The sequence below is a fragment of the Pseudomonas sp. URMO17WK12:I7 genome (genome assembly GCF_003269045.1).
GTDB classification, from domain to species: domain Bacteria; phylum Pseudomonadota; class Gammaproteobacteria; order Pseudomonadales; family Pseudomonadaceae; genus Aquipseudomonas; species Aquipseudomonas putida_J.
This window is the reverse complement of record NZ_QLTL01000028.1, coordinates 1-12,021: the sequence shown is the minus strand read 5'-3', so window position 1 is coordinate 12,021 and position 12,021 is coordinate 1. Positions and strand designations below refer to the sequence as shown.

Genomic DNA, 12,021 nt, shown 5'->3' with positions numbered 1-12,021 from the left:
GAAGAGGCCGGTGCTGGCAGTTAAGATCAGTTAGCGGAACGCGCCGGCACCTGCAGCAGCACTCGCAACCCATCATTGCGGCTGTCGAACTTGAGGCTACCGGCACATCGCTGCACGATCGCCTGAACAATCGCCAGCCCCAACCCACACCCACCGCTCTGGCCATTGCGCCAGAAACGCTCGGTCAGGTGCTGCAGGTCGTCATCGGCAATGCCCGGCCCATGGTCACGGACCATGAACCCCACCTGCCCATCGGCCATCTGCACCTCCAACTCCACCTCGGTATCACCACCGTGGCGCAGGGCGTTGTCCAGCAGGTTGCGCAAGGCCGCCACCGCAAGCGGCGCGGGCATGCCCAGGTAGATCTGCGTGGCCTCCTGCGGCAGGCGCAAGACGATGCGCCGGTTGTCACCGCCGCCAGCATCTTGTACTGCCTGGCGGGCGACCTGCTCTGCGCTGCACTGCACACCATCCTCGAACGACAGGCTGCCCTCGACCCGCGCCAGCATCAGCAGTTGCTCCAGGGTCCGGTGCATGCGGTCGGCGCCCTGCTCGGCATGTTCCAGGGCCTGTTCACGCACCGCGCCGTCGGTCATGCGCGCCACCTGCAAGTGGGTCTTGATCGCTGTCAACGGGCTGCGCAGTTCGTGGGCGGCATCGTCGGTCAGGCGCCTTTCGCGCTCGATGGTCTGGGCGATGCGCAAAAACAGCTGGTTCTGGGTGTCTAGCAAGGGTTGCAGTTCGCTGGGCAGGCCAGCCACCTGCAACGGCTCCACACTGTCGGCGCGCCTGCGGCGCAGGGCATCACGCATGCGGTTGAGTGGCTCCAGGCCTTTGCCCAGGCCGATCCACAGCAACCCGAGGCTGCCGAGCAAGGCCATCAGCACCGGTGCCGAGGCGGCCAGCAGAATCGACTGGTTCAGCGCCTCACGCTCCATGTGCCGGTCGGCGGTGGTGATGCGCACGTCACCGTGGTTGTAGGTGAAAGTACGCCACAACGCGCCATCGATGGTCTGGTCGCGGAAGCCGCTACGCTGGTCGTCCATGGCGCCGTCATGCTTGTGGTTGCTGGCGAGGATCTCGCCGCGCAGGGAACTCACCTGGCAGGCCATGCCATCGGGCACGCTCAACTGGTCGGCGGAAAAATGCGCATCCTCGCCCTTGGCCGCCAGCGGTTGCGGCAGTTGGTCGATCAGCCCAGCGACCATGCGCGCCGAGGCCACCAGGCGCTGGTCGAGGGAGAACATCATCTGCTGGCGCAGGTCGCGCAGCATCCACGCCGCTGCCAGTGCCCAGATGATGATGAAGGCGGTGCCGAGGATCAGGCTCAGGCGTACCCGCAGGCTCATGAGGCAGCCTCTTCCGGCGCCTGCGCAGGCCCCAGCCGGTAACCCAGGCCACGCACGGTCTCGACGATGCTGTTGCCGAGCTTGCGCCGCAGGTGGTGGATATGCACGTTCAGCGCGTTGCTCTCGACTTCATCGCTGAAGCCGTATACGCAGTCCTTGAGTTGCTCGCTGGACAGCACTCGGCCGGGGTTCTGCAGCAATGCCTGCAGTAACGCTTGCTCGCGCCGCGAAAGGTCGACCGGCTGGCCGGCCAGGGATGCTTCGCAGCTGCTCGGGTCATAACGCAGCGGGCCATGTTCGATCACGTTGACCGCACGCCCCGCCACCCGACGCAGCAGGGTATGCAGGCGTGCGGCCAGTTCGCGCAGGTCGAAGGGCTTGAGCAGGTAGTCATCGGCACCGGCCTGCAGGCCGTCGACGCGGTCGGTGACCGCGTCGCGCGCAGTGAGTACCAGTACGGGCAGGTCTACACCTTGCTGGCGCAGGCGGCGCAGCAGTTTAAGGCCATCTTCGTCAGGCAGGCCGAGGTCGAGGATCATCACATCGAACTGTGCCGCCTGCAGCAAGGCCCGGGCACTGGCGGCATTGGCCACGCGGTCCACGGTCAGGCCCTGGGCGGTGAGGCCGGCGCAGATGCCGCTGGCGATCAGGTCGTCGTCCTCGCAGAGCAGAACGTGCATGGTGAAGCTCCCGGAGTGATGTGGCTGGCATTGCACTATGGGGGGATTAAGGGGGGATTATGGACCTTTTTGTGGGGGTTGGGGTTCGCCGAAAGCCTTGCAGTGCCTATGAGATCAAGCGCCACGTGGGCGGCGCTCGGTCAAAAGGGAGACAAGCCATTCCAGATCCTGCTTTACCGGTTGGCGAACTGGAACCTTATGAACTCGACGGCGAGGAAAATGAGTACAACGTGATAGTCAAACTTATTGGCGCAGTGCATCAGGCGTATCGACATCGCGCAGCACACCCGCATCCTCGACTGCCAGCCTGACGCAACTGTCCGGATGGGCTCTCACCACCGAACGCGCACCCTCATCGCCCGTCAGCCGCGCAAGCGCTGGCCAGAAATCACGCCCGAACACCACCGGATGGCCCTGCTGCCCAGCGTGACAAGGCAGGACTATCGAAGACCCACTGGCCTCACGTGCAAGCAAGCCGAGGGTCGCGGGCTCCAACCAGGGCATGTCCCCCAGCAGAATCGCCACCGCCTGCGCCTCGCTGTCGACCAGCGAAGCGGCGCCAGCCGCCAGGCTATGGCCCATCCCTAGCCTGAAATCCGCATTGCAGATGACCCGGCACGCCGATGGCAACCCCAGTTCTTCGCCACGCTCGCCATCACGCAATACCACCCGCACGTCATCGAACACCGTGCAGGCCCGCTCGACGCTATGCACCAGCAAACTACGACCATCGGCCATCAGCGCTCGCCGCTTGTCCGCGCCAAAACGCGTACTGCTGCCGGCTGCCAACACCAGCGCCACCACACTCACAGGGCTGCCCGCCCGATGCCGTTGCGCAGGCGCAGGATATCGGCGAGCACCGCCAGGGCGATTTCGGCCGGGGTCTTGCTGCCCAGGTTGAGGCCGATCGGCGCGTGGATCCGCGCCAGCTCGTCAGAGCCCAAGCCGCCAATACGGTGCAAGCGTTCGCGACGCTTGTCGGAAGTGGCCTTCGAGCCCATCACGCCGATGTAGAACGCCTCGGTACGCACCGCTTCAAGCATGGCCAGGTCATCGATTTTCGGATCATGGGTCAATGCAACCACTGCCGTATCGGCATGGCAACCACCATGGGCGATGAACTCCGACGGCAGCTCACGGCGCACCTCGATACCCTCCAGCATCACGCCTTCGAGCACCTCGTCACGCGGGTCGCAAAGGATGACCTCGAAACCCATGCCTTTACCGAACTCGGCACAATAATGCGCAACGCTGGAGTAACCAGCCAACAGCAGGCGCTGGGCGGCGCCGACGCGCAAACGCACGCGGCCGCTTTCGCGCTCCACCCGCGGCCCCTGGCTGTGGTCGTCGATGAGATGGCGCTCGCCTTGCGGCACACTCACTTCGCGCAGCAGCCGACGCTGGCCGCGCAACGCGCCTTCCAGCTCACGCAAGTGGGCCTGCACTTCGCAGTCGGCCGGCAGGTTTTCCACCAGTACTTCGAGCACGCCGCCGCAAGGCAGGCGAATGCTCGAACGCGTGTCGCTGCCATCGCCATAGCGCACGATGGCAATCGGTTCGGGAAACTCGCCCCGCCCTACCCGCTCGAGGAAGTCATCTTCGACGCAGCCGCCCGACAGCGAGCCCAGCCACTGGCCGCTGGCGTTGACCGCCAGCAGCGAGCCCGGCGCACGAGGCGCCGAGCCGTAGGTGGCGAGCACCGTGCACAACCACACCCGCTGGCCATCGCACGACCACTGCAGCGCCTGGCTGATCACCTGGAGATCGAGATGCTGCACGGTTTACTCCGCCTTCAGCTCGGCGAGCTGCTGTACGGTCAGGTCGCCGGGCAATCCACCCCAGGCCTGGCGCAGGTAGTTGACCATGTCCGTCACGTGCTGGTCGTCGAGCTTGTCAGCAAAGCCCGGCATCGGCTGCATGCGCTCGAAGCCGGTGAACTGCTGTTCACGGATGCCCTCAAGGATCGCCTTCGCGAGGTTGCGTGAGTCGCTCTGGCGCAACACGGTGTTGCCCTGCATGGCCACGGCGATATGCGGTTTGCCCTCACCGTCCACACCGTGGCAGCCGGCACAGACGTTCAGGTACTGCTGACGCCCCCGTTTAGCGCTGTCGGTGAGCTGCTCCAGTGGCACTGCCTCGATCACCTTGGCCTTCGGCGGCTGGTCTCCGAGCAGGTAGGTGGCCATGGCGGCCAGGTCGGCATCTTCAAGATGCTGGGTGCTGTGGTGCACCACCGGGAACATCTCGTTGAACATGCTGCCCTGGGCGCTGATGCCATGCTTGAGGAAAGTGGTCAGGTCCGGCTGGGTCCAGCCGCGCTCGGCCAGGTCCTGGGCCAGCAGGCTCGGCGCCAGGTAGCCAGCCAACAGGCCGCCGGTCAGGCGCTTGTCCTGTTGCAGTGCACCGATCGGGTTGCGCGGGGTATGGCACTCGCCGCAGTGGCCCATGACCTCGACCATGTACTGCCCGCGCTGCCAGGCCGGGCTGTTGCCTTCGGTTGGCTGCAGTTGCACGCTCTTGCCATAGAGCATGTTCCACCCCGTCAGCCCCAGGCGCACGTTGAACGGGAAGCTCAGCTTGGTTTCCGGCGCCGGGCGGTTGATCGGCGGGATGGTCAGCAGGTAGGCCAGGATCGCGTCCGAGTCTTCCCGCTTGATCAGGTGATACGAGGTGTAGGGCATGGCCGGGTAGAGGTTGGCGCCATCCTTGCGTTTGCCCTCGGTCACGGCAGCGAAGAACTCGTCGGCCGTGTAGTTGCCGATGCCGTACTGCTTGTCCGGAGTGATGTTGCTGCCATAGATGGTGCCGAACGGCGAATGGATCGGCAGGCCACCGGCAAACGGTGCGCCGCCTTCGGCCGTGTGGCAGGCCATGCAGTCGGCCGCACGGGCCAGGTATTCACCGCGCTTGACCTGCGCCTCGTCGGCCGCCTGGGCAAGCGAGACGGCCGCAAGGCCCAGGGCCAGCGCGAGAGTGCTGCGAATGAAGCCCATGCTCAACCCTCCTTGACCAGGCCGAGGTCATTGAGCACCGTGCGGGTGGCGTCGTAGTAACGCACGTACCCGGTGCAGCGGCAGATGTGGTGGCCGAGGCTGGCCTCGATGCGGTCTTCCACTTCGCTCTTTTTCAACGGCTGGCGCTGGGCGGTTTCCACCAGCACCGTGGCGGCGTTGACGAAGCCTGGTGCGCAATAGCTGCACTGGAAGGCGAACAGGTCGACAAACTTCTGCTGGATAGGGTTCAGCGTCAGGTTGCCGGCCTCGTCCTGCTTGGCATGGCCTTCGATGGTACGGACCTTCTTGCCTTCGAAATAATGTGCACCGGTGATGCAGGTACGCACTTCCTCGCTGGTGCCGTCGGGGTTGTCGACGATCACCACGCAGGCGTGGCAGATGCCCTGGCCGCAGCCCAGGCGGGAACCTGTGAGGTTCTGGTGTTCGTGCAGGTAGTCGATCATCGCCAGGTCATCAGGGACCTCGACCGGGCCGACCGGTTGACCGTTGAGGGTCAGTTGCAGTGGACGGTTAGCCATTGAGGGCCTCCTTGATACGGGCTGGGGTGATAGGGAGATCGCGCACGCGCTTGCCAATGGCATGCGCCACGGCGTTGCCGATGGCACCGACGACCGGGATCATCACCACTTCGGCGATGCCCTTGGACGGGTCGGTCGGTGACAGCGGCGGGAGGATTTCGCTGGTCTGCTTCCACACCGCCACATCGCGCGCATGCGGCAGGCGGTAGCGGTTGAAGTTCCAGTCGCCCTCCCCGGGCCCGCCCTCGTACAACGGCATTTCTTCGGTCAGCGCATGCCCGATGCCCATGGCAATACCACCTTCGAGCTGGCCTTTGACCAGTTCCGGTACCAGCACCCGGCCACACTCGACCCAGCTGTGGTGGTTGAGCACCTGCACTTCGTGTGTGCCCTTGTTGACCTTGACCTCGACGATGGTCGCCACCGGGCTGTAGTAGGTGACCATGGCGTTGTTCAGCTGGGTATCCGGGTACGCGGCATTCTGCCGGTCGAGCAAGTGGTAGCCATGGCTGCTCATCTGCGCCTTCTTGGCATTCACCGCGCCGTCGCCGTATTTCACCGCCACGGCATCGAGCGGGAAGCGTTCGCGCACGCCATCGATGACAAAGTCGGCCTCGGCCCAGCTCCAACGGTTGAAACCGTGCACGCTGGCACCGGTGACCAGGCCCATCTCGTGGGCCTTCTGCGCCAGCTGAGCGAACGGGATCGGCGCCAGGCCGTTGCCGGTCAGCTCGCCGTTGACCCACACCGCATTCTCGCGGCGCACCACCAGCGGGTTGGCCTGGCCGCCATGCGGCCCCTGGCTCCAGATGGCCATGGCTGCCGGCCACAGGCCGTGGTTGAACAGCACACGGGCCGCTTCACGGGTGGCGTGGCTGAAGTAGAACGCCGAGTTGGTCGCCGACGACGGCGAGGCCAGCTTGCCGACCCAGCGCGGGTTGCGCAGCGCAGCGTCCTGCTCGGGCTGGCTGATCAGGTACGGGTTGCCGCTGGTGCTCAGCTGCAACTCCGGCCATTCGGTGACCGCAGTCTTGACCTCATCAGCCGAGCGGCCCAGGAAGTCACTGACCACCAGGGCCTGGGACGTGGACATGCCGGTGCCCAGTTCGGTGCCGATGTGACGCAGCGTGATACGGCCATCGGCGGTGAACTCGACGCTGGCCATGGGGGCTTCGGAACCTGTGCCGAAGTCTTTCTGGCAGATGGCAAAGCCGACGCCGTACCAGTGGTCCGGGTCCTTGGCGTCCATCTGTTGCTTGCGCGTATCGCGGTTGCGCCACCAGTCGTGCACGGCAGCCTTGTCGAGGATCTCGTACAGGCGCAGGGCACCGGCCGGGACTGCGCCCTGGGTGTTCTTCATGCCTGACTTCAGCGCGTTGGCGCGGCGCAGGTCGATGGCATCGACGCCCAGTCGACTGGCTATCTCATCCACCATCATTTCGGTGGCCGCCATGCTTTGCAGGGTGCCGTAGCCGCGCATGGAGCCCGCCTCGACACCGCGCGAGAAGTAGGCAGTCACCGACAGGTCGTTCTGCGGCATGTAGTAGATCGATTGCGCTGCGGTGGCGCCCACTGCGGCCACCGACGGGCTGTAGTTGATACGCCCGCCACCGTCGCAACTCATGTCGGCACGGAAGATCTTGAAGCTGTTGTCCTTCTTGTCCACGGCCAGCTGGTAACGGATGTCGAAGGCATGGCGCTTGATGCCGCTCTGGAATTGCTCGTAGCGGTCGTTGGCCAGGCGGATCGGCACGCCGTTGCCATACAGCGCGGCCACGGCAGCGTAGAAGACAAAGATGTTGTTGTCTTTCGAACCGTAGCCCACGGTATAGCCCGGGTGCATGTTCAGCGTGTTCAGGGCGAAGCGCGACGGCTTGATCATGTGCACGCATTCCTGTGCCGCTTCGAACGGGCACTGGGTTGCGACCACGAAGTGCAGCGTGCCGGTCGCAGGGTCGTACCAGCCGTTGCCGTTGTCCGGCTCCAGCGCGGCAGGCTCGATCGACGGCGTCTTGTAGCGTTCGTCGAACACCAGCCAGTCCTCGGGCGGATTGTCCAGTTGTTCACCCATGCGCTTGGCGTAGAACAGGCCCTGTTCGGTCAGGTCACCGTGCTGGTTGGGCGCTTTGGACCACACCGGCTTGCGGTTGAGGATGGTGGGGAACAGCATGGAGTTCTTCAGGCTGGAGAACTCATCGTCGTCGAACGGCGTGGCACCGCCCACGCGCACGAAGCGGAAGCTGCCATAGGGGTCACGCTGGTACAGCGGAGCCTGGGCGCCGTACTTGATCGCCTTGTCGTTGAACTGCAGCTTGCGCTTGGCCTGGCGGAAGCGCTCGAAGTCGTGCCAGATCAGGATCGCCACCGGGTGGCCGATGAACATCGGCACCTGGCCAGGCGGCAGCAGCGGGTCGGGCGAGTGGGCCTCGGGCCAGGCGATGCCGTCCTTCGCCAGGTCGGCGGCGGTGACGATACGGTCCGGCTGCAGGTCGGCGCCGAGCAGGCTGAGGTCATGGCCGGCGTAGATACGGTCGGCCTTGGTCGCCTTGAGCAGCAGCGCATGGCCTTGCTGGGTCGGCCAGCCGGGCATGTCCTTGGCGCGGATGTCGCGGGCAAAGACCTTGTTGCCACAGACCTTTGACAGCGCGTCATTGCGAAAACGAGCCTTGCCGTCGTGGTTCATCCACTTTTGCGGCGAGGTGGTGACGCGCTCCTCCATCAGGGCGGCGAATGCCTGGCTGCCGAGCGGCGCCATGGTCACACCGACACCAGCGATCAGGCCGCCTTGCAAGAAGGCGCGCCGGGAAATATCACGGTTGGACATGCTTGATCCTCTGGGCAGAAGAGTATCTGCCCATCTTTTTCTGATTCTTATGCGGGGAACTCGGAAGGGTGAGAACCTTGTCGCTTGAGCCAGGAAAAACTGACTTCTGCGTCAACTTTACAACAAGAATATGGGTATAAGCAAAGTCAAGCCGACAATATGTCGCGGTGTTTCGAAGACCGACACGCGGCGCCGCTGCAACAGCTTCACCAGGAACGGTTAACCTTGGGTTAATCGACCCCCGCCAGCATGGCCAGCATTCCGTATTGCCAAGGCGAAGACATGCGCATCCTTCTGCTCTTCCTGACATTGCTCCTGGCCGGCCCGTTGCAGGCCAACCCGTTCGACGTCAAACCCGACTTCCTGCCGGTCAACCAGGCGTTCGTGCTGACCCACGACCGCCAGGCCGACGGCCAGATGCGCCTGTACTTCCAGATCAAGCAGGGTTACTACCTGTACCAGAAGCGCCTGAAGTTCGACGGCCTGCCCGCCGACCAGCAACCGCAACTGCCTGCTGGCCTGAATCACCACGATGAGTTCTTCGGTGACACCACGGTGTACCGCGACCAGCTCGAACTGTTGATCCCGGCCAATGCCCAAGGCCAGCTACGGCTGGGCTGGCAGGGCTGTGCCGATGCCGGCCTGTGCTACCCGCCGCAAACTACCCCCATCGACCTAGGCGGCAGCGAGGCGCCGGCCGGCGAGCAAGCCAGCGACCAAGCACTGGCCAGCGGCTTGCAGAGCGCCAGCCTGGGCTGGAGCCTGCTGGCGTTCTTCGGCCTTGGCCTGCTGCTGGCCTTCACCCCCTGCTCGCTGCCGATGCTGCCGATTCTCGCCGGCCTGGTCCTGGGCAACGGTGCCAGTGCCCGGCGTGGCTGGCTGCTGGCCGGGGTCTATGTACTGAGCATGGCGCTGGTGTACGCGGCCCTTGGCGTAGTCGCGGCACTGCTGGGCGCCAGCCTGCAGGCGTGGCTGCAGCAGCCCTGGCTGCTGGGCAGCCTGGCCGGCCTGTTCATCCTCCTTGCCCTGCCGATGTTCGGCGCCTTCGAACTGCAACTGCCGGCCGCCTTGCGCGACCGCCTCGACCGCGCCGGGCAAGGCACCCGTGGCGGCAACCTGTATGGCGCGGCGCTGCTTGGCGCACTGTCTGGCCTGCTGCTCGGCCCGTGCATGACCGCGCCACTGGCCGGCGCACTGCTGTACATCGCGCAGAGTGGCGATGTGCTCCAAGGCGCATTGGTGTTGTTCAGCCTCGGCCTGGGCATGGGCGTACCGCTGCTGTTGCTGGTGACCCTGGGCAACCGCTACCTGCCGCGCCCGGGGGCGTGGATGAACCGGGTAAAAGGTGTGTTTGGCTTCGTGTTCCTGGCCATGGCCCTGTACACCGTGCGCAGCCTGCTTGCCGCCCCTGTATTGCTGGCCCTGAGCGGCGCCTGGCTGATTGCCCTGGGCTGGGCCAGCTGGCCGGCGCTGCAGCGCTTGCCGGCACTGCGCGCGGTACCGCTGCTGGGCGCGTTGTGGGGTGGCTTGCTGCTGGTCGGCGCGGCAGCCGGTGGTGACGATCTGTGGCAACCGTTGCGGCCGTTCGCCGGCGGTACTGCCACCGCCACTGTGCAAAAGGCCGACGAGCACTTCGTCACGGTCAGCAGCCCTGAAGCCCTGCAACGCGAGCTGGATGCCGCCAACGCTCGCGGCCAGTGGGTCATGGTCGACTACTACGCCGACTGGTGCGTGTCGTGCAAGGTCATGGAAAAGCAGGTGTTCAACCGCCCTGACGTGCAAGCCAGCCTGGCGGGCGTCCACCTGCTGCGCCTGGACGTGACTGCCGATTCCGAGGCCAGCCGCGCGCTGCTGCAGCGCTACCAGGTACCCGGCCCCCCCAGCATCATCTGGCTCGGCCCGGAAGGTGAAGAACGCCGCGCACGGCGCATCACCGGTGAGGTAGATGCCGCCGCATTCCTGCAACACTGGACCCAGACCCGGAGCCAAGGCTGATGCTGACGGTAACCCTTGGGCCACTGACCATGGCCCTCAACCACCTGCTGATGCTCGCCGCCCTCGGCGTGGCCTGCCTGGTCGGCTGGTGGGCCGCCCGGCGCGGCGGCGAAAGCCCGGAATCGGCGTTGTTCAACCTGTTCCTGATCGGCCTGCTGTGCGCCCGCCTGGGTTTCGTGCTGGCCTACTGGCCGATGTACCGCGACGACTTGCTGCAAGTCATCGATATCCGTGATGGCGGTTTCCTGCTCTGGTCGGGCCTGGTCGGCATCGTCCTCGCCACCTTGTGGCAGGGCTGGCGCCAGCCTGGCCTGCGTCGCCCGCTGGGCTGGGCACTGTTCAGCGGTGCGCTGTTCTGGGGCCTGGCCAGCCTGGGCAGCCACCTGTACAGCAAGGGCACTGCACTGCCCGAACTGAGCTTGCGCAATGCTGCTGGCCAGTCCGTGGCCCTGGACAGCTACCGTGGCAAGCCGCTGGTGATCAATATCTGGGCCACCTGGTGCCCGCCCTGCCGCCGGGAAATGCCGGTACTGCAACAGGCCCAAGGCGAATACCCCCACGTGACCTTCATCTTCGTCAACCAGGGCGAGACGCCGGAGAACGTCACAACGTTCCTCGCCACCACCGGGCTGAGCCTGACCCACGTGCTGTTCGACGGCACCGGCGTGCTGGCCCAGCGGGTAGGCTCGATGGCCCTGCCCACCACCCTGTTCTACGACGCCGACGGCCGCCTGATCGGCAGCCACCTGGGCGAGCTGTCGCGGGCCAGCCTGCGCCATGCCCTGGAACCTTTCGAGCGGGCCAAGCCGCCCGCCTCTGCCGCACAAGGAAACTGACATGCGATTGACTGCCCTGCTGCCCCTGTCCCTGGCCCTGCTGGCCGCCCCGCTGGTGCAGGCCGAAGACCTGCCCAAGGCGATCCAGCAACTGCAAGCCAAGGGCGCCGAAATCAAGGGCAGCTTCGATGCGCCCAACGGCCTGCGCGGCTATGCCGCCGAGTACCAGAACAATGCCCTGGCGCTGTACCTGACACCCGACGGCAAGCACGTGCTGGTCGGCAGCCTGTTCGACGAACAGGGCAAGGACCTCAGCGCCGAGCCGCTGCAGAAGCTGGTGTATGCGCCGATGAGCAAGGAAATCTGGGCGAAGATGGAGAAAACCTCCTGGATCCCCGACGGCAAGGACAGTGCGCCACGCAAGGTGTACCTGTTCAGCGACCCCAACTGCCCCTACTGCAACATGTTCTGGGAACAAGCGCGGCCGTGGGTGGAATCGGGCAAGGTGCAGTTGCGCCATATCATGGTCGGTATCATCCGCGAGGACAGCCCCGGCAAGTCGGCGGCACTGTTGGCAGCCAAGGACCCAGCCAAGGCGCTGCATGAGCACGAGAAAGCAGGCAAGGCGAGTGCCCTGAAGCCGCTGGACAAGGTGCCAGATGCCGTGCAGCAGAAGCTGGCGGCGAACATGGCCCTGATGGAAGAGATGGGGCTTCAGGCGACCCCGGCGATCTTCTACCAGGATGAGCAGGGCAACCTGCAGAGCCAGCAAGGCGCGCCGCGGCCGGAGCTGCTGGGGAAGATTCTTGGCAAGCGGTAGTGCATGCCTTGAAATTTGTATTTGCAGGTAGATCGAGCGCCGCCC

The 12,021-nt window shown here is 65.2% G+C and carries 10 protein-coding genes; 3 read left to right on the top strand and 7 right to left on the bottom strand.

The genetic code is table 11. The features are described from left to right. Positions 1–26 precede the first annotated feature (26 nt). The 7 genes from H040_RS26095 to H040_RS26060 all read right to left on the bottom strand — a co-directional run bounded on the left by H040_RS26095 (position 27) and on the right by H040_RS26060 (position 8,385). Positions 27–1,349, bottom strand: coding sequence for an ATP-binding protein (locus H040_RS26095; RefSeq protein WP_027921300.1), 1,323 nt, complete (start codon positions 1,347–1,349; stop codon positions 27–29). Continuing rightward, positions 1,346–2,029 (bottom strand): response regulator, encoded by a 684-nt coding sequence (locus tag H040_RS26090; protein ID WP_027921299.1) that lies wholly within the window; start codon positions 2,027–2,029, stop codon positions 1,346–1,348. Before H040_RS26090 ends, H040_RS26095 begins: the two co-directional genes overlap by 4 nt. A gap of 243 nt (positions 2,030–2,272) precedes the next feature. Beyond that, positions 2,273–2,839, bottom strand: coding sequence for a nucleotidyltransferase family protein (locus H040_RS26080; protein WP_027921297.1), 567 nt, complete (start codon positions 2,837–2,839; stop codon positions 2,273–2,275). Further along, complete coding sequence (locus tag H040_RS26075) at positions 2,836–3,807, bottom strand: XdhC family protein (RefSeq protein ID WP_027921296.1); 972 nt, start codon at positions 3,805–3,807, stop codon at positions 2,836–2,838. Before H040_RS26075 ends, H040_RS26080 begins: the two co-directional genes overlap by 4 nt. A gap of 3 nt (positions 3,808–3,810) precedes the next feature. Beyond that, positions 3,811–5,022, bottom strand: a complete 1,212-nt coding sequence (locus H040_RS26070) for a cytochrome c (protein ID WP_033696656.1) — start codon at positions 5,020–5,022, stop codon at positions 3,811–3,813. Between the two features lie 2 nt (positions 5,023–5,024). Continuing rightward, positions 5,025–5,561 carry a (2Fe-2S)-binding protein gene (locus H040_RS26065; RefSeq protein WP_013973477.1) on the bottom strand — a complete coding sequence of 179 codons (537 nt, stop codon included), beginning with the start codon at positions 5,559–5,561 and terminating at the stop codon, positions 5,025–5,027. Then, positions 5,554–8,385 carry a xanthine dehydrogenase family protein molybdopterin-binding subunit gene (locus H040_RS26060; RefSeq protein WP_027921294.1) on the bottom strand — a complete coding sequence of 944 codons (2,832 nt, stop codon included), beginning with the start codon at positions 8,383–8,385 and terminating at the stop codon, positions 5,554–5,556. The genes H040_RS26065 and H040_RS26060 overlap by 8 nt, the downstream gene beginning before the upstream one ends. Positions 8,386–8,667: 282 nt before the next feature. Here H040_RS26060 and dsbD point away from each other — a divergent pair, with 282 nt between their 5' ends. Genes dsbD through dsbG form a run of 3 tightly spaced genes read left to right on the top strand, consistent with a single transcriptional unit; the run spans position 8,668 to position 11,976 of the window. Further along, positions 8,668–10,380, top strand: coding sequence for a protein-disulfide reductase DsbD (dsbD, locus tag H040_RS26055; protein WP_027921293.1), 1,713 nt, complete (start codon positions 8,668–8,670; stop codon positions 10,378–10,380). Next, complete coding sequence (locus H040_RS26050; protein WP_027921292.1) at positions 10,380–11,216, top strand: TlpA family protein disulfide reductase; 837 nt, start codon at positions 10,380–10,382, stop codon at positions 11,214–11,216. Before dsbD ends, H040_RS26050 begins: the two co-directional genes overlap by 1 nt. Before the next feature lies 1 nt (position 11,217). Beyond that, positions 11,218–11,976 carry a thiol:disulfide interchange protein DsbG gene (dsbG, locus tag H040_RS26045; RefSeq protein WP_027921291.1) on the top strand — a complete coding sequence of 253 codons (759 nt, stop codon included), beginning with the start codon at positions 11,218–11,220 and terminating at the stop codon, positions 11,974–11,976. Positions 11,977–12,021: the final 45 nt, after the last annotated feature.

What these genes read in the sequence shown, in the direction of transcription:
- H040_RS26050 (WP_027921292.1), top strand. Translation starts at nt 10,380, where the DNA reads ATGCTGACGGTAACCCTTGGGCCACTGACCATGGCCCTCAACCACCTG.
- H040_RS26060 (WP_027921294.1), bottom strand. Translation starts at nt 8,385, where the DNA reads ATGTCCAACCGTGATATTTCCCGGCGCGCCTTCTTGCAAGGCGGCCTG.
- H040_RS26090 (WP_027921299.1), bottom strand. Translation starts at nt 2,029, where the DNA reads ATGCACGTTCTGCTCTGCGAGGACGACGACCTGATCGCCAGCGGCATC.
- dsbG (WP_027921291.1), top strand. Translation starts at nt 11,218, where the DNA reads ATGCGATTGACTGCCCTGCTGCCCCTGTCCCTGGCCCTGCTGGCCGCC.
- H040_RS26095 (WP_027921300.1), bottom strand. Translation starts at nt 1,349, where the DNA reads ATGAGCCTGCGGGTACGCCTGAGCCTGATCCTCGGCACCGCCTTCATC.
- H040_RS26065 (WP_013973477.1), bottom strand. Translation starts at nt 5,561, where the DNA reads ATGGCTAACCGTCCACTGCAACTGACCCTCAACGGTCAACCGGTCGGC.
- H040_RS26070 (WP_033696656.1), bottom strand. Translation starts at nt 5,022, where the DNA reads ATGGGCTTCATTCGCAGCACTCTCGCGCTGGCCCTGGGCCTTGCGGCC.
- dsbD (WP_027921293.1), top strand. Translation starts at nt 8,668, where the DNA reads ATGCGCATCCTTCTGCTCTTCCTGACATTGCTCCTGGCCGGCCCGTTG.